Source organism: Blastocatellia bacterium, assembly GCA_016713405.1.
Lineage (GTDB): Bacteria > Acidobacteriota > Blastocatellia > Chloracidobacteriales > JADJPF01 > JADJPF01.
The window spans coordinates 42080-59437 of sequence record JADJPF010000013.1; the positions used below are offsets into that span (position 1 = coordinate 42080).

Sequence of the window (17358 nt, forward strand, 5' to 3'; positions counted from 1 at the left end):
ATGTTAAGTCAATGGTTAAGTGAGCTAAAATCTGCTACAGAACTGGAAGTAAAGCTAGATTTAATAGCTAGAATTGGTGAACTTGGCGAACTAGCAAAACCAGCAGTTCAAGACCTGCTGCCATTACTTGATCCTGCAAATCCAGAAATTTTTATAGCTACGGTAGAAGCACTAGCCAAAATTAAAGATTCAATTGTTTTACCTAAGTTAATAGCTTTGGCTAAAGATGAAACTTTAGAAAATAAATTAAGAAAAACAGCCATAAAATTTTTATCAATATTTAAAGATAATTCAATTATTCCAGATCTAATTTCTTTATTATCTGATAACAAAGTATTTATTTGTAATCAAGCAGTTAAAGCTTTAGCAAAATTTAAGAATGATTCACAGGTTTTTCTAGCATTAACTAATTTATTGCCAAATACTAAGACACTGGTTCAAAACAGCATTCTTAAAATTTTAGTTAAATGCAAAATTTCTAATGTAGTACCTTTTTTTATTTATACTCTTAATAATTCTGATGAGAAGTTATTTAATAAATTAGTAATGTTGTTAAATAATTATAAATATAAAGATTTAGTGACTAATATAGTCCAACAAGACCCAAATTTGATAAATAGGCTTTTTGTTGAACTAGAAAAGAGTTTTGACAGCTTTAGCTATTATAATCCTATAGTTAATTTAATTAAGCGTTTTCCAGAACAAACACTTATTCCAAGGCTAAGAAATTTACTTTATAGCACTAAAGAAAATGCTCAGTTTTATGGGGCATCAATTGCGAAAGAACTTAAAATAGACGAGTTAGCACCAGCTTTAATCACTAATCTTAATCATCCATCAAGGTATGTTCATAGCCAAGCAGCAGAAGCATTAGCAAGTTTTTCTAGTATCAGCATTTCAGAATTTGAAAAAGACAAATTTATAAATTCTCTTATAAATATATTAGAAAACAATGAATGGAATTATGCCTTTAATCAAATAGTTGAAAACATTGAAGATGAATCTATTAAGGCAGAATTTACTAATAAAATCATTAATCTGATTTCTAGAAGCGATGAAAATATACAAAGAGGAATAATAAGTATATTAGGAAAATTAGAAAAATTTATTAATAATGCTCAAACTATAGATTTATTAACTTCAATGTTAAAAGACACTTCTAAATATTCTATAGATTTACGTTGCTCTATAATTGAGCTATTAGGAGATCTAAAAATTACTGAATTTGTCCCTAAATTAATTAAATATTTAGAAGGCTCTGAGCAGATAAGAGACAGTGCTGCTTATGCTTTAGGGCAAATTCAAGACCCTAAAACTATTCCATACCTAGTTAAATTACTCAATAAATATAAACAATTAAAACTCTATAAAGTTTTAGAAGCTTTAGCAAAATTTCCAGATAAAGATGCTCTTTCTGCTGTCATCGAACAAGCTAAAAACCCAAATATTCATTATGTTTTTAGATTAATTTCAGAAAATCCTTCAAAAGAAGCCTCTTTAGCTATCCTGGATGCCTTAAATCATCCTAATGATGAGATAAAAGAAGTTGCACTAAATTATGTTCCTCAGCTTAACAATATTAGTAAGATTGAGATAAAAAAAGATTTTAGTACCTTTAACTGGACATAAAAAACTTGCTGTTAGAAAAGCGGCATCTACTGCATTATCAAGACTTGATATACCAATAGATTTTAATGATCCTAATATTATATTTATTCTATCTGCTAAAGTTAAGTATTCTTATAATGAAAGAGATGAAATTGTTAAACTAATAACTAGTTATAAAAATAGAATAGGTATTATACTTAATTTAATTGATGATTTTTTTCTTGAAATTTCACAAGCAGCTAACAAATACTCATATGAGCCAAATATTTTGTCTTTTGTAATCTGTTTGCTGTTAAAGAAATGTAAGGGACTTGATAAAGAAATTGCTCAAAGCAATGAGAAAAGCTATAAAGCTAAATTTATCAAATTCTTAGAAAAGAAAGATATTGATTTTAAGGTATATGCTATTAATATAATTGCTGAACTTAAAGATCCTGAATTTATATCTATTTTAAGAAGTTGTTTAGAAAGTGACCATCCTTATACTCGCCTAGCAGCGATTAAAGGACTAACAAAAATAACGGATAACAACTTAAAAGCTGATTTAATTAAGTTTGTAGAGCAAGGTCAAGATAAAAACGTCCGAAAAGTCGCTATTGCTGCACTTAAGTCTTTAGCTTGGCAACCAAATTAAAAATATATGCCTAAAGGAAAAACTCATGACAAAATTAGCTTTTTATTAGTTTTGCCAACTTTTCTAGCTACTTATTTTTATACACAAGACTTAAATTTAAGTGTTTTAGTAACAATATTTATGTTATTTGGCGGGCTAATGTTTGGCCCTGACTTAGATATTAATAGCAAACAATATCAGCGTTGGGGGCCGCTTAGATTTTTATGGCTACCGTACCAAAAAATTTTTAGCCATAGATCACCTTTTACACATGGTATTTTTTTAGGAACTTTAGTAAGAATAGGATACTTTTTTCTAGTTATAACTCTAGTCACTATAATAATTAGCTATGCTTGGTTGATTTTTTATAGTAAAACACCTGACTTAGAAGGGTTAATAATTCAAAATACTAATCAAATATTAATTTTAGCAAAAGTGATACCTAAATATTACTTAATGGGAATGCTAATAGGTGTTTGGTTAGGTGCAGCTAGCCATACAATAGCGGATCTACTTACTACGGCTTTTAAACAAATTGTTAAATCACTTTAGCTGGATGTGTTATAATGGCAGTTAAAAGCGTACCTTCAATTGAGTTCTGGAGGTCACGCTAGTGAGTTCTGAAGACTCCGCAAATCCAAAATTATTACAAATTTATAAACGAGTATTAGCAGATTTTAAGTTAATTTGGTCAATTAAAGATCATTATGAAACTCTATCTTATAATTTAGGCGATGAAGATTTAATGCAGCCACCTTTTGATCTAAATCGCTTATATGGAACACTAAAAGTTTTATATGAAGTAATCCAAAAAAATTCTTCTCCAGCACTTGTAACACGTCTGGAGTCTGTAGCACATGAAATAGTTGCTACTAATGAGTGGTTTGATCAATTAGATAAACATGTTTCTCCTTATGATTTAAGAGTTTATATTGAACAACATCCAGAGTTTGAACAAACACAACTTAGTTTTCTAGCTAAATATTTTCTTAATAAACTTAACCCTTCAGCAGATGATTTTGCTAAGGCTGATTATTTGCTAGCTAGAGCATTTTCTTGGGTTGATGATGATGGCATTGCTCATATAAATGTTGAAAGCGAAGAAAAGCTAGAAGAATCAATAAAAAAACTATTGCCTCGTAAATGGCGTAGTAATACCCCTGTAGGCTCACTTGGTGCAACAGCACAGCTAATTTATTATAATGAGCAAATTAGGGCAACCTCCTCTTATGATCAGCTTATTTCTAGTGGAATAATTGGAGAAATAAGAAAATTTAAGAGCGACTTAGGCGAAAGTTTTTATAGTGGGCAGGTTTTATCTAAATGTGTACAGCTTAATGTAGAAATGCGTAATCGTTTTAATTATTTCTATCAGGAAGAAAGCGAACAGTTAAAGCAATTTTCTTTAGCTTTGCTTAATTCAGCAGCAGAAGTAATGCAGGATCCAAATAACCCTATGTCACAAGAAGGGTTATTTTCTGCTATAGAATTTTCCCAGCGATCTTTAGAACTTCTAGCAAATGACTACAATAAAACCCAACCTTATATGGAGCGACTATCACAAATTCGAGATATGTTGCAACGTACAGCTATATTGCATGGGCTAGATCCATATGCAGTTAGTAAACCTGATGTAAGTAGTATTGCCACAGCACTTAATGAGCGCACTTTAGATGATTTAGGGCAAGTTGATGATACAGGTCTTCAAGAACGTTTAAGCACGCTTAATGAGCTAATTCGCTCTATTCAAACTGCCCCAAGACCATCAGCCGTAAAAATATTAAACCTAGAACATTCTACTTTAGTGCTTTCTTCTTGGGAATTTGACGCTTTTAAGCCTTCTTCTAGTGATAGTTATTTTACTAGGTTAACTTATGATGTATTAAAGCGCAGTGTTGCTTTAATTGCAGAAATTCAAGAAAACTTAGCATTGTATCGGCTTCATACAGATACAACACAACTTGCTAATTCTTACTTAATGAAATTAAACTTTTATGTACTACAAGCACAAAAAATTGCTGAAGAGCTAGAAAAGGAAAGCGTCTCTGCTAGAGAGCGTCAACAAATTGATGCTGCTTGTAACCTTTCTGCTACTAGGCAAAAGCTTTTAGATAGTTGTAACCGAATTAAACCTATAATAGAAAAAGCTACTACTAAGGTTTAATTATAAAAATAGGAGAATAATTATTAGTAACGTTTACGGAAATATAAAAGGATTAAAGCCAAATCAAATGCGCCGTTTAGAAAAAATTTATCAACGGCGTATTCCTCCTAAAGAAATTGTAACACAAGATTTTGCTAGGCTAATGACAGAGCTATCTCATGAAATTGGTCGTCAAATAGGGGTCTTAGTTAATCGTAGAGGACAAATAGAGTATGTAATTGTTGGAGATGCCAAGAAAATAGAACTACCTGACTTTAAGCGTGTACGTGCTGGTGAAGAACGTTTTCGCGGCCTTCGTTGTCTACATACTCATTTATATAATGAACCATTAACCCAGGATGACTTAACCGACTTAGCTTTGTTACGACTAGATTTAATGGCAGCTATTGAAGTAGATTCTAAAACTGGTCTACCTGGTCTAGTCAAAGCAGCACATTTAATGCCTATAGATGAAAGTGATGATTTGCTAGCAAATTCACAAAATAGTAACTGGGCGTTTTTAGATCCTCGGCCCCCTTATGAATTAACAGAAGATTTTTTAGTTTTAATTGAGTCTTTAGAAGAAGAATTTGCTCGTCGTTCTGCTTCACAAAAGAAAATGGCTGGCAAAGATGGAGCTATTTTAGTTGGTGTTACAACTGATGGTTTAGCCGAAGCTCAAGATTCAATGGATGAATTAAAAGAATTAGCTCGCTCTAGTGGTATTGTTATACTTGATAGCATTTTACAACGTCGTCACGAATTAGACCCTAAATATTTAATTGGTAAAGGTAAGTTAGAGGAAGTAGTTATTCGTAGTATGCGTTTAGGTGCAAATATGATTGTTTTTGATAAAGATTTGTCTCCTGCACAAGTGCGATTAATAAATGAAGCAACGGACTTAAAAATAATTGATCGTAGCCAATTAATTTTAGATATTTTTGCCCAACAAGCTGCAACTAGCGAAGGAAAAATTCAAGTTGAGCTAGCACAATTAAAATACTTATTACCTCGTTTAACAGGTAAGGGAACGGAAATGTCTCGTCTTATGGGTGGTATTGGTGGACGTGGGCCGGGGGAAACAAAGCTAGAAGTTGACCGTCGCCGAGTTCGTGAAAGAATAAAAATGCTTGAGCAGCAATTAGATAAAATCCGAACTGCTCGCCAAGCTCGTCGCGCTAAACGTACTCGTAAGGGTTTACCAGTAATTTCTATTGTTGGTTATACTAATGCTGGTAAATCAACTTTACTTAATACTTTAACTAATAGCGATGTACTAGCAGAAGAAAGAATGTTTGCTACTCTAGACCCTCGTAGTCGGCTATTGAGACTGCCACGTTTACAAGAAGTTGTTATTAATGATACAGTTGGATTTATTCGGGATTTACCAGAAACCTTGTTAGCAGCTTTTAAGGCGACTTTAGAAGAAATGGAGGACTCAGATTTATTAGTACATTTAGTTGATGCTGCTAATCCACGTTACTTAAATCAAATCGCTTCTGTAGAAAAAATATTGTTAGAACTTGAGTTAAATAATTTACCTAGAATTTTAGTGTTTAATAAATGTGATTTGGTAGCAGTCAAAGAAGTAGAAAATTTATGTAGATTACATAATGCAATTGCAATAGTTGCTTCTCAAAAGCAAAGCCTAGAAGCATTATTAGAAAAGATTGATCAACAATTAGGAAAATTGTCTTTATCATCAAATAGTTTATTAAATGATTCTAGCAGTGATGTTGGGATAATTTTTTCCGATATGATTAACTAAAAAGATAGTTATTTAAGATCAAAATGGGCATACAGCCAAAAAACAATGAAAATTCAGACAAACAACCAAAAAGCAATGAAGACTTAGCTAATCAGCTACAAAAACGTTGGAAAGCTATTCGTCGCTTTCTAAAGCAGTTTCAAAGCGATTTACCAGATAGAATTAGCTCTACAGCAGGCTTAATTGTAGTTGCTTTGCTTTTAACCTTAACAATTGTTAGTTATCAAGGATTTTCTACCAACTTAATAATCAATAATGGAATTGTTAGTTTAGATGTGCTAGCTCCACAAGATTTTTCTATTATTGATGAAGATACTACAGAAAGATTACGTGAACAAGCTGTTGAAAATGTAGCACCAATATTTGAATATAATCCACAAATAAAGACTCAAATAACAACCTCTATAAACAATACATTAGCAGAAATAGAGAATAAATATAACTTAGCATTAAAAGCTAAGTTTGGACGTATTAATTTAACAGAAAAAGATTTGCAAAAGGCAGAATATGAAAAATTTTTGCTAGAGTTTATTCCAACTATTCAAAATGATACGATTTTAGGAAAAGATGATATTAGTATTGCTTTTACTAGCTGAAAAACAATTTAATCCTACTTTACAGCAAAAAATAGTTGCTATTATTGATAAAGTAATGAGTCCCTATATATATACTACTAGTAATACAGATGAAATTTTAGGTCGTCGTATTGTAGTACAAAATACTCAAACAGGTGAAAAAGAAGAACTAAGAAGCCGTGATGTAGTTAGTTTGGTTGTTGCTCAAAAAAATTTGGTTACAGAGTTTCTTAATTTAGAAGAATTTAATATAGAAGAAAAAAAGGAATTAGCTAATACTTTTAAGCAGTTTCTTGCTGCTAATTTACGCTATAGCGATTCATTAACTACTGCTGCTAAAACTCTAGCCCGTCAACAAGTGACCCCATTGGAAGTACAATTTCGTAAAAAATCAAATAGTAGCTAGACGAGGAGATTTAGTTACTCCATATGTTGGACGAGTCCTACAAAAAGTAAGAGCCTTACAACAAGTCTCTAACTATCGCCAAAAAGTCGGTCAATTTATAGGTCTTTTTATCTTAACTTTGGCTACAGTATTTGCATTAAGAAAATTCTCTAGTCGTACAACTTTACGTCAACGTTTGGGCAGTGCTAGATCTTTTTCTGTAATATGTTTTATTTTAGTTTTACAAACTATATTAATTCGTCTAGGGCTAGAGTTATGTCAACAAGTAGCAATGACTTTTGACCTGATTGGTAGCCCTATCCGTTATGAATTTTTGATTCCTTTTGCTGCTTCAGCCCTAATAATGACATTTTTACTAGATACAATTGCAGCAGAACTATGCGGGCTAATTGTTTGTATTTTTACAGGTTTATTAAGTGGTGGTGATTTAGGCTTGATGATTTATGCAATTTTAAGTGCCATTGCTGCTACTTATGGGGTAGAGCGTTATAGACATCGTAATTCTATTACTCGTGCAGGAACAATTGTTGGTTTAATTAATGCTTTAGCAATTGTTACAGTAATGTTATTTAATCGACAAAGCGTAGGTGTAGAAGTTTATGTTTATAATATTATTTATGGTGTTGGAGGGGGGCTTTTAACGGCTGCTCTAGTAAGTTTATTAATGCCAATAATGGAATCTTTATTTGATATTTTAACGGATGTTAAATTACTAGAACTTTCTAATATGAATTTGCCACTTTTGAGAGAATTAGCTATTGAAGCACCTGGGACACAGCAACATTCTATGTTAGTAGGTAGCTTAGCAGAAACGGCTGCTGAAGCAATTAATGCCAATGCTTTATTGGTTCGTGTAGGCTGTTATTATCATGATATAGGTAAAATGATGGCACCAAATATGTTTATTGAAAATCAAGCAGGAGGGCCAAATCCGCACGATAAAATGGAGCCAAAACGTAGTGCTAGTGTAATTACAGGACATGTTAGAAAAGGTATTTTAATGGGACAAGAATCAGGTCTTCCAAAAGAAATTATTGATATTATTCCTCAACATCATGGAACTAGACGCTTACATTACTTTTATAATAAAGCTCTTGCTCAATATTCAAAGACAGGTGAACCAGTTAATGAAGAACATTATCGCTACCCAGGGCCTAAGCCACAAAGCCGAGAAGCTGCCATTGTAATGCTATCTGATTGTGCCGAAGCTGCTGCTAGAACGCTAGATGATCCAACTCCAGAAAGTATTCGCCTAATAGTTAAAAAAATTACAGAAGATATTATTGCTGATGGGCAACTAGAAGAATGTGAAATGACAATGAGAGAGTTTAACCAAGTTAGAGAAGCTTTAATTCAAACACTTTGTAGTATTTACCACCACCGTATTAAATACCCTGGATTTAATTCTGAAGATAAATCAGAAAGAAGTATGGCACCACCAACAAAAAATATTGCTACTGTTACTACTGAGCAACAAAAAATGGCTGCTAAAGCTAGTTCTGCTTCAGTTGATAATAAAGACATTGTTGCGGATAATAAAACAACCAATAAACCAACTGCTAAGTCCAAAAAACACAATTAAATTTATCAATAGAGTTTAGGTAAAGAATATGAGAAAAATTTTAAGCTATATAATAATTTTATCTTTCTTATTTCTAACTACAAATATTGTTATTGTACAAGCTCAACAAACAAACGATTCTAAAAATAATCCTATAGTTTTACCTATTCAATCTGTTGGACAAATACCAAAAAGTGTTGCTATTAATGCTAATAATAACCTGGTAGTTAATAAAAATACTGTTTTTGTTTCTTCAGGAACAGATGATTTTATTTGTGCTTATGAACTAAATACAGGAGAACAATTAGCTAAATTTCAAACAGGAAAAAGGGCTAGTAGTTTAAGCCTTTTTAGTGATGGTAAAAAAGAGTTATTAGCTGTAGTAAATCTAAATAATCCAACAAAAAACGAGCCTATAACGCTTTCTTTGCTTGATATTAGCCAGCCTAAAAAACTTAAACTTGTTTCTGCTTTTATTTTGCCACCAGATTTTATTCTAGCTAACTCCTTAAAACCTGTTTTTGATGCAACAGGGGATCATTTAATAGTTGCTGATAAAAATATTGGTAATTTGCTTGTTTTTGAAACTGCAACTGGTCGTATGGTGCAGCAATTCCCTCTAAATGGTGGTATAAGTAGCTTATCTGTTTTTCATCAGGGACAACAATCTTTATTAGCAGCTACTTCTGTTGCTACTGCTAAAATAACTATATTAGAACTTAATAGCGACAACAAATTAAAAGTGTGTTTTTTATTCCTCCTGATGCAGGATTAACTGCTAGTAATAACTTAGTTTTTAATAAAACTGGTAATGTTGCTTATATTGCAGCAACAAAAAGCAATAAGTTATTTTCCTTTAACACTTCTACAGGGTTATTAATAGATCAATATAACTTAGGTGATAGTCCAGCCAAAATAGCATTAACTAGCTTTGGAGATAAAGCAAAAATTGCTATTGTAAATACAGGTAAAAATCATGGCTTTTTAGCAAATAGTGTTTCAATAATTGAGTCTGATAGCTTAGGAATATTTTGGGGTGCAACTGTGTTTTTACCACCTGCTAACACAAACCTTGTTGCTAGTAGTAGCCTAAATTTTAGTGAAAATGGGGAAGTTGGTTTTGTTGGTACTCAAAACCAAGATATCTTTCTTTTTGACGCTAAAACAGGTGAACAATTAGCTACTGCTAAACTAATTGGAACAGCAACTAGATTTACTTTGACAAATGATAAATTAGTCGCCTTAACTAATGAGATAGATATTAAACGCTTGGTAATAATTGACTTAACTAATATTGTAAAACCTTCTATTAATCTAGTAGTAGAACAAAAACCAATATTAACAACATCTGATAATAATATTAAAACACAACCTGTATTAATTAAAATTAACAAAGTAAAAGCCTGTAAGGTACGTAAAACAGTAAAAGTAAAAATTATTGGAAAAGGGTTTAAGACTAATTCTCAAATTTTAGTTAATGATCAAATAGTTACAGACTTTTACTTAAAAGGAAAGAGTTTACTTGCTACATTTCCAGTTAAGTTTTTACAAGGCAAGAGGCAGTTTCAAGTTGTAATTAAAAATTTAGATGGTACAAGTTCACTGGAATTTAATAAACAGCTTAATTGTCGTCGCTAGATAAGATTAAATAAGTCTTTATTTATCTCTAAGTTATACTCTAGTTTAGAGATAGTATCTATTTGTAAAATATTATTTGGCATTAAGGAGTTTTCCTCTAGTGGAGTTGGAATATTATTTATATTTTGGAAATTACCGTAGGAAGTATAAATATTAGTTTGTTGATCTAATAGTCCTAAACAAAGAAAAAGCATTGGATCAAAATAATAAGTAGCTGATAAACTAGGTAAGTCTAATACATAAGTAGAAAAATTATTAACAAATTTTAGCCCCTGAAAATCATGTTGATACTCATCAATATGTGCTAAAAAATTACGTGGATATAGCCTCACGCTACGTTTAATTGCCATTATTTCAGATACATCTAAATCAGAAAATGATGTTGAAGACTTATTTTCTGTTATAGGTAGGGTTTTTTGTTTTCCTACCATGTCATTTAATATCGTGATAATTGTTTTTTCAGCAAAATATTTTTCAAAACGAATACGTCCGCCTTGGGCGCGATAAACATTAATTTTGTATTTTTCTACTAATTGATCTGATAAATATAGGCTACGTTCAACTTGGCAATATAAACTAAATATTGATGTTAGTTGTACTTTTCCTCCTAATACTTGCAAACATTTTTCAATAAAATTTTCTTTTTGCATAGGTTACTTTCTTGATAATTTTAAACACTTACATAATTTCCATTACTTTAATGTTTTTTTTTTCATTATTGCAGATATTTTTTCCGAAAAACTGGGAGATTTAATTTTAAAAATTTATTTTCCTGAATATAATAGTTACACTAGAAATAATTACTAAGTGTGGGGGGAATTAGTAAAAGTTTTTCTTAAAACAAATATTGTGTTTTATCTTTAATATATTTATTAATTAGTTGGAGAAAAAGTAATGAAAAAAACTCAAAGTGTAGAAAAGAAAACTAACAGAGAAAATTCCGCAAGGATAGGTCGTCCTCTAAAATCCTATAGGCAAATTTCTGTTACTAGCAACAAAACTATTGACCGTGCTTTAGAATTAATGGTTTTACAAGGACTATCAAAATCTAAAGAAAAGGCTGCTACTATGTTATTAAGTAGTGCAGCAAACAAGTTTATTAAGAATAATTTAAGAATGGTTTCTGCTCTTTCTTTAGAAGAATTTTTAGATACAACAGATTTACTTGAAGACTATGAAGAAGAAGTCTTAGAGCAAGAAGCAAGTAATTAATAATTTTAATAAATTTAATTTCTTATATTTAGTAACTAGCTCAGCAACTACTGGGCTAGACTAAACTATTGCTCAACCAGATAAGTATAAGAAAAATTACTACCGTTAGTAAAAATCACTTCCTTAAATTCTAAACCAGCAAATAATTCTTTGTTGATTGGTAATGCACAAAACTGATCTGCATCGCTTTGTTCCATACCATCAGCTAAAAATTTAAGTGTTTCTGCTAGATCACCAACAGTTTCTATTGTTAGGTTAACATTTTGTTTTTGGAAATATTTTGTTAATTCTAAAGCAAAATTTTTTCTTAACTGTACTAATAATGGAGTTTTACCTTCACTAAGTTGTGGATCTGTGTAAAGACTGCCTAAGAATTTTGCTTCTTCAGCACTACGAGTAATTTTAACTCGTGGGTCAGCCTTTTTTGCCCAAAGAATTTCTACTCTAATATCTGCATTTTTATATTCTGGCTTAAATTCAAAAGCAGGTTCTTGATAAGGACGTTTTTCTATTTCAGCTTGTTCAGCAGGAGAAGAAAACGTTTTTTGCCAAACTCCTACTTGTTGTTTACGTGCATTTTGTTGGTAGATTAAAAAGTCTGTTGCATTTTTTTGAATATATTTATTTGAGTAAAAGCAAAATCCCCGCCTAATTAAATCTCCATTAACAAAGTAATTGTCTGAAACTCGGTAAACATAAGCTAATCTACGTCCATACTCATCCCGGTGAGCAGTAATAGCATTTTTATTGTCATCTAGTAAATCTACTTCTTGACCAAGTAGTTGTGTTATTAGAAATTGACGGGTTTCTTTAGCATAATATTCATCATTTTGAGGTGATAGCACACCAATTAAACGAACGGCTTGACCACCATCTACAATAATTGTATCGCCGCTAACTACTCTAATAACAATTTTATATTCAGCCGCTTGAGCTAATTGCGGCATTAATAGAAATAATAAAAATAGAAATAATGATGATACTAATGAATAAAACTTAGTCATGGTTAATACCTCAAAAATTTTTGTTGGCCTAAAAAGGTATGCTTATATCTTATTTATAATAAGATATATAGTTTATTTTTAGCTACTAGTTTGCTACTGAAGCAGAAATTATAGACTTTAAGATTATAAATCCTATTAATAAGGTTGGCAGCAGTATTAGAATTAAAATTAATAAAATATCAAAAACTATCCAATAATTAACAAATTTAGCAGCTAGAAAGTCTACCTTAGCAATAACTTTATTGCCAATATTAGTTATTAATTTATCTAAAACAAATACTTGTTCTACTTTATCTCTTTGATGTTTTTTTATTTCATTACGAACTTTTTCTATATGAGAATTAAGATTTTTTAATTCATTTTTTAGCTCATTAATATCTTCTTTTGGCTTTGATATAGAAAAAAAAGCACTTTGGCAACGTTGATAATAGTTATTTATAGGATCAAAGAAATCTTTTTGGTGACAAATTTCACACCTTGAAGGAAGAGTTTTTGATTTAACTTCTATTTTTGACATATTTTTATCATTAAATTAAATTAATAATATAAAAGATGCCATTATTTGAGAAGTAGTTATTAAATTAATTACATTGTAGTTAATTTTCTGGATGCTTGCTTAGTAAATCTTCTAGCATTGAATTGATTGAATCACTAACTTTTTTTAGATCTGGTAAAAAGCTATTTAATGAATTTTCTGATTCTAAGATTTGCGGGGTAGCTTTGATTATGCTTTGAGCTAGTTTTAATGTGTAAATAGCTTTACTAGGCTTTTCAAGCCCTAAGTGACAATAAGCTAGTAAATAAAGAGTAGCAAATTGCTGGTCTTTACAACCCACAGAGCTAAATTGCTGTTGGGCCGAAGCTAGCATTGGCAAAGCAGTCTTAAAATCTCCTAATTCATAATCAATAAACCCCATTATTAAACGAGCCTCAGCACTTTCTTTAACAAAATGTAACTCATCAAATAAATCTCTTGCTTCAGCAGCAGCAGCACGTGCATTTGTCCAATCACCACAACTAATATAATAAAGTGAAGAGCTAAATAAATCTTTTGCATCTCTAGCTATTTCGTCATTATCTTCGTCATCATCATTTTCATTTAATATTAGGTATTGTTCATTAGGCATAACAATTTTAATCCTCTGGATCTAGTTCATCCCTATCTTGCTCTTGTTCAATTTCTAGTAGAAAGCTAGTAAAACGATTAGTTGCATCCAAAACAGCATTAGCGGTTCCCCAAATAACTTTTTCTGATCTTACAATGCTAGCACCAGTTAAATTTAACTCTAAATCATCAAAACTAACATCTAAAACGGTAACTATTAAAGCATCATCTAAAAACTTAGGGTTTAGTTTAAGAGCTTTTTTTAAGACAAATACTGCTCCTTCAGGTAGAGCTTTTTTTAAGGCTTGTATTGTTGCTAGGGCGGTGGCTTCTAATATTCCTTGGTCAATAGGGGGAATATTTACTTGTCCAATTGATAAACGGTTGTCTACCTGTAAAATAACCCTTACTTGTTCTGGATTTGGACTAGACAAGGGAAGGGATTCTACTCTTTTTAATAGTATGCGACGGTTACTTATCTTTGTTGCCATAAATTAATAATTGGCTTCTAAGTATTTCTTTAATTTTCTCCATAAAATTTAGCAATTTTTGAAACTATATAATCAAGTTGCTCTCTAGTTAATTCTGCATAAATTGGTAGTGATAAAACTGTAGCAGCAGCCTTTTCTGACTCAGGTAGTGAGCTTTGGCCTAAATAAGCAAAACAATCTTGCTCGTGTAGTGCTAATGGATAATAAATTTCTGTTGTAATACCATTTTCTTTTAAGTAATTCATTAAATTATTTCTATCAGAAACGCAAATAGTATATTGATGGAAAGTATGACGACAGTAGGGAAGCACTTTAGGCGTTTTAACTTGTTTTAAGTTATATGTAGCAAATAACTTATCATAGTAAGCAGCATTTTCTTGGCGGGATTTTGTCCAACTTTCTAAATACTTAAGTTTAACTCTTAAAACTGCCGCTTGAAGCTCATCTAGTCTACTATTAATACCTAGCGTTCTATAGTAATACTTAGGATTACTTCCGTGTACACGTAAAATTTTTAGTTTTTCTGCTAGTTCTGCGTTATTTGTAAGCATCATACCGCCATCACCAGCAGCACCAAGATTTTTAGTAGGAAAGAAGCTTAAACAACTAATTAGACCTAAAGAACCCGCTTGACGGCCTTTGTATTCTGAACCAATTGCTTGAGCAGCATCTTCAATGACTGCTAAATTATGATTTTCAGCTATAGCTAGGATTTCGTCCATTTCAGCACATTGACCAAAAAGATGCACAGGGATTATAGCACGGGTTTTTTCTGTGATTTTTTCTGTAATTAACTTAGGGTCTAAGTTAAAAGTATCTGGATCAATATCAATAAAAACAGGTTTTGCACCTAATCTAGCAATTGAGCCAGCCGTAGCAAAAAAAGTAAAAGGTGTTGTAATTACTTCATCACCTGGCTTTATATCAATTGCCATTAAAGCTAGTAGCAGAGCATCTGAACCAGAAGCACATCCAATAGCAAAATCTGTTTGACAGTAGTTAGCAAGTTCTTTTTCTAAGGCTATACCTTCTTTTCCTAAAACAAAGTATTGGCTTTCAAAAACAGATTCTACGGCTGACATTATTTCTGCTTGGATGCTTTTATATTGTGCTTTTAAGTCTAAAATAGGGATAGAAAATTTAGTTTCCGTCTTCACAAGTCTTAATCCTTAAACTTTTCTTTTTATTACTAAAGCCTTTAATAATATTAGTAATTGCAAATACTACAAGTAGGCTTTGCTTATTAGAGAATTATATTTCTACACGTTCCTTAACATTTTCTGAACTGCTATCTTTAACAAAAAAATCTTCTAGTGCTGGTTTTACAGGATTAATAGAGACTAACCTTCCTTTATGTTGTCTTATCAATGCTAATACTGCATCAATATAGCTTTCATCTTGGATATGGATTTGGATTCCACTAGATGTTTCTATTATTTTTTTTGCCTTTTCTTGAAAAGATGAAATATCTGTAGATTTAATTCCCTGGACTACTACTTCTAAGGTAGAATCACGCTGGTCTTGTAGATCAGAAAGTTTACCATAACCAACTAGCTTACCTTTCTTTAAAATAGATACACGATCACATAAAACTTCAACATCAGAAAGAATATGAGTAGAAAAAAACACAGTTTTTCCTTGTTCACGAAGTGAGCGAATAATATCGCGTACCTCTCGACGACCAATAGGATCTAATCCAGACATTGGCTCATCCATAAAAACTATTTTTGGATCGTTGACAAGTGCTTGAGCAATACCTATTCTTTGTAACATACCTTTAGAAAATTTACGTAATTGCCTATCTGCTGCAAATTCTAAATCAACTAACTTAAGCAGACTACTAATTCTATTTTTACATTCTTGGTTGGAGAGAGAAAAAATTTTTCCGCAATAAGTAAGAAATTCACGTGCAGTTAAGTAGTCATAAAAGTAAGGAGCTTCAGGTAAATAACCTATGTGTTTACGCATGTTTATATCATCAAGTGGACGATCTAAAATTTTAGCTGTTCCAGTAGTAGAAAAAATAAGGCTCATTAATATTTTTAATGTAGTGGTTTTACCTGCTCCATTGCCTCCAAGAAAGCCAAAGATTTCTCCTTCATAAACTTGAATGCTTAAGTTATCTAATGCTCTTTGTGGTTTAGGTCGCCAAAAGCCTACCATATAATCTTTGCTTAACTTATCAATCTCTATTACAGTTTTCACCTTTGTATCCTCCTAAAAAGCATCTTGATAGTTTTAAATTTTGTAAAATGCAAAGTTAGAACATAGTTAATTTATGGCTCATAAATTTGATAAGGCATTTGTATTTTACAAGTCTCTTTATTAAAGTAAAAAGGATCTCCAATAGCACTAATTATTTCCTGTTTTTCATTAATAGTAATTTTAATTACTTGTCCACAAGAACCAGTTTCTTGATTTTGTTTTATTGTAGGCACCAACAAAGATAAAGATGTAGGGCATTGGGTAGTTGCTTGTTTGTATCTATCAATCAACGCATTAAGAAAATCTACTTCATCTAAAGCATAAACACGTTTAATTTGAAGTTCCATTTGTCCACGTGTTAAATCGTCTGTTGCTTCTTGATATAAATTAGCATAAAGCTGGCAAGCAGTAGCTCTACTGCCACCTCTAGCTAAAAGCACACCACTAATTATTTTCATCCATTTTGGAGCATTAGGTAAATCTCCACCTTTTAAGAATGTAGCACTAGCTGTTTCATAATCGCGTTTTTTCCAGTAAAGTGTTCCTAGACTTTGGTATAAACGCCAACTCTTAGGATTATTTTCTATACCTTTATTAATTAGTTTAAGTGCTAAATCAAAATCATGGTCTGGTAAAAATAATGCTCCAAATAAATAAGCAGCACCATATTCATGGTCTCATGTAGTAGTAATATCTAGCAGAGGATAAAGTAATGTGTGATCTATTTTCCTAGAGTAATCTATTTCATTTCTTTCTGTAAGTAATTGTCGGCCATAGTATTGAACACTACGTAACCAATATAGATCTGATAAGGCTCCATCAAAACCAAATGCAAATTGTTTAACAGTTTTTGGAGAGGCAATATATAAAATGTTTTCTACTTGTTTTTGTGGTGGACGGTTAATATCCAAAAATTTTTGTAAAGGATAAAGAATAGCAAAACAAGTAATAATTATTATTAATGCTACTTTGATGTTCATAACTAAATATCCTTTAATTAATTAGAGTATAAAATTTATTATTTATAGC

At 31.4% G+C, this 17358-nt stretch carries 20 protein-coding genes; 11 read left to right on the plus strand and 9 right to left on the minus strand.

What is annotated here, in order from left to right; translation table 11 throughout:
- From IPK14_16310 to IPK14_16355, 10 genes are all read left to right on the plus strand, one after another.
- The gene (locus IPK14_16310; protein ID MBK7994883.1) at positions 1-1629 is read left to right on the plus strand and encodes a HEAT repeat domain-containing protein; all 1629 of its coding nucleotides are present in this window, start codon (positions 1-3) and stop codon (positions 1627-1629) included.
- A 247-nt stretch (positions 1630-1876) separates the two neighbouring features.
- Positions 1877-2242 (plus strand): HEAT repeat domain-containing protein, encoded by a 366-nt coding sequence (locus IPK14_16315; GenBank protein MBK7994884.1) that lies wholly within the window; start codon positions 1877-1879, stop codon positions 2240-2242.
- Positions 2243-2248: 6 nt separating this feature from the next.
- The gene (locus IPK14_16320) at positions 2249-2773 is read left to right on the plus strand and encodes a metal-binding protein (protein MBK7994885.1); all 525 of its coding nucleotides are present in this window, start codon (positions 2249-2251) and stop codon (positions 2771-2773) included.
- Between the two features lie 61 nt (positions 2774-2834).
- On the plus strand, positions 2835-4385 hold the full coding sequence (locus tag IPK14_16325) for a hypothetical protein (GenBank protein MBK7994886.1): 1551 nt from the start codon (positions 2835-2837) through the stop codon (positions 4383-4385).
- Between the two features lie 22 nt (positions 4386-4407).
- Complete coding sequence (hflX, locus tag IPK14_16330; protein ID MBK7994887.1) at positions 4408-6132, plus strand: GTPase HflX; 1725 nt, start codon at positions 4408-4410, stop codon at positions 6130-6132.
- Between the two features lie 23 nt (positions 6133-6155).
- Positions 6156-6728 carry a hypothetical protein gene (locus IPK14_16335; GenBank protein ID MBK7994888.1) on the plus strand — a complete coding sequence of 191 codons (573 nt, stop codon included), beginning with the start codon at positions 6156-6158 and terminating at the stop codon, positions 6726-6728.
- Positions 6700-7113 (plus strand): hypothetical protein, encoded by a 414-nt coding sequence (locus IPK14_16340; protein ID MBK7994889.1) that lies wholly within the window; start codon positions 6700-6702, stop codon positions 7111-7113. Before IPK14_16335 ends, IPK14_16340 begins: the two co-directional genes overlap by 29 nt.
- Before the next feature lie 118 nt (positions 7114-7231).
- The gene (locus tag IPK14_16345; protein ID MBK7994890.1) at positions 7232-8695 is read left to right on the plus strand and encodes an HDIG domain-containing protein; all 1464 of its coding nucleotides are present in this window, start codon (positions 7232-7234) and stop codon (positions 8693-8695) included.
- Positions 8696-8723: 28 nt separating this feature from the next.
- Entirely contained in the window at positions 8724-9449 is a 726-nt protein-coding gene (locus IPK14_16350; protein ID MBK7994891.1) for a hypothetical protein, read from the plus strand.
- A complete protein-coding gene (locus tag IPK14_16355) occupies positions 9419-10312 on the plus strand; it encodes a hypothetical protein (GenBank protein MBK7994892.1) in 894 nt (297 codons plus the stop codon). The genes IPK14_16350 and IPK14_16355 overlap by 31 nt, the downstream gene beginning before the upstream one ends.
- Here IPK14_16355 and IPK14_16360 read toward each other — a convergent pair.
- Positions 10309-10962: a hypothetical protein gene (locus IPK14_16360; GenBank protein ID MBK7994893.1), complete on the minus strand. Its 654-nt coding sequence runs from the start codon at positions 10960-10962 to the stop codon at positions 10309-10311. The two genes, IPK14_16355 and IPK14_16360, sit on opposite strands and share 4 nt — an antisense overlap.
- 244 nt (positions 10963-11206) lie before the next feature.
- Here IPK14_16360 and IPK14_16365 point away from each other — a divergent pair, with 244 nt between their 5' ends.
- Positions 11207-11524, plus strand: coding sequence for a hypothetical protein (locus tag IPK14_16365; GenBank protein ID MBK7994894.1), 318 nt, complete (start codon positions 11207-11209; stop codon positions 11522-11524).
- Positions 11525-11589: 65 nt separating this feature from the next.
- On the opposite strand, the gene IPK14_16370 is transcribed toward IPK14_16365, so the two are convergent.
- From IPK14_16370 to IPK14_16405, 8 genes are all read right to left on the minus strand, one after another.
- Positions 11590-12528 (minus strand): thermonuclease family protein, encoded by a 939-nt coding sequence (locus IPK14_16370; protein ID MBK7994895.1) that lies wholly within the window; start codon positions 12526-12528, stop codon positions 11590-11592.
- A gap of 85 nt (positions 12529-12613) precedes the next feature.
- Positions 12614-13045, minus strand: a complete 432-nt coding sequence (locus IPK14_16375) for a hypothetical protein (GenBank protein MBK7994896.1) — start codon at positions 13043-13045, stop codon at positions 12614-12616.
- A gap of 79 nt (positions 13046-13124) precedes the next feature.
- Entirely contained in the window at positions 13125-13655 is a 531-nt protein-coding gene (locus tag IPK14_16380) for a tetratricopeptide repeat protein (protein MBK7994897.1), read from the minus strand.
- Between the two features lie 7 nt (positions 13656-13662).
- Entirely contained in the window at positions 13663-14124 is a 462-nt protein-coding gene (locus IPK14_16385; protein MBK7994898.1) for a hypothetical protein, read from the minus strand.
- A 29-nt stretch (positions 14125-14153) separates the two neighbouring features.
- On the minus strand, positions 14154-15206 hold the full coding sequence (locus IPK14_16390) for a DegT/DnrJ/EryC1/StrS family aminotransferase (GenBank protein ID MBK7994899.1): 1053 nt from the start codon (positions 15204-15206) through the stop codon (positions 14154-14156).
- 169 nt (positions 15207-15375) lie between these two features.
- Positions 15376-16329 carry an ABC transporter ATP-binding protein gene (locus IPK14_16395; protein MBK7994900.1) on the minus strand — a complete coding sequence of 318 codons (954 nt, stop codon included), beginning with the start codon at positions 16327-16329 and terminating at the stop codon, positions 15376-15378.
- A 71-nt stretch (positions 16330-16400) separates the two neighbouring features.
- Complete coding sequence (locus tag IPK14_16400; protein MBK7994901.1) at positions 16401-16787, minus strand: hypothetical protein; 387 nt, start codon at positions 16785-16787, stop codon at positions 16401-16403.
- Between the two features lie 219 nt (positions 16788-17006).
- The gene (locus IPK14_16405; protein ID MBK7994902.1) at positions 17007-17309 is read right to left on the minus strand and encodes a hypothetical protein; all 303 of its coding nucleotides are present in this window, start codon (positions 17307-17309) and stop codon (positions 17007-17009) included.
- Positions 17310-17358 lie beyond the last annotated feature (49 nt).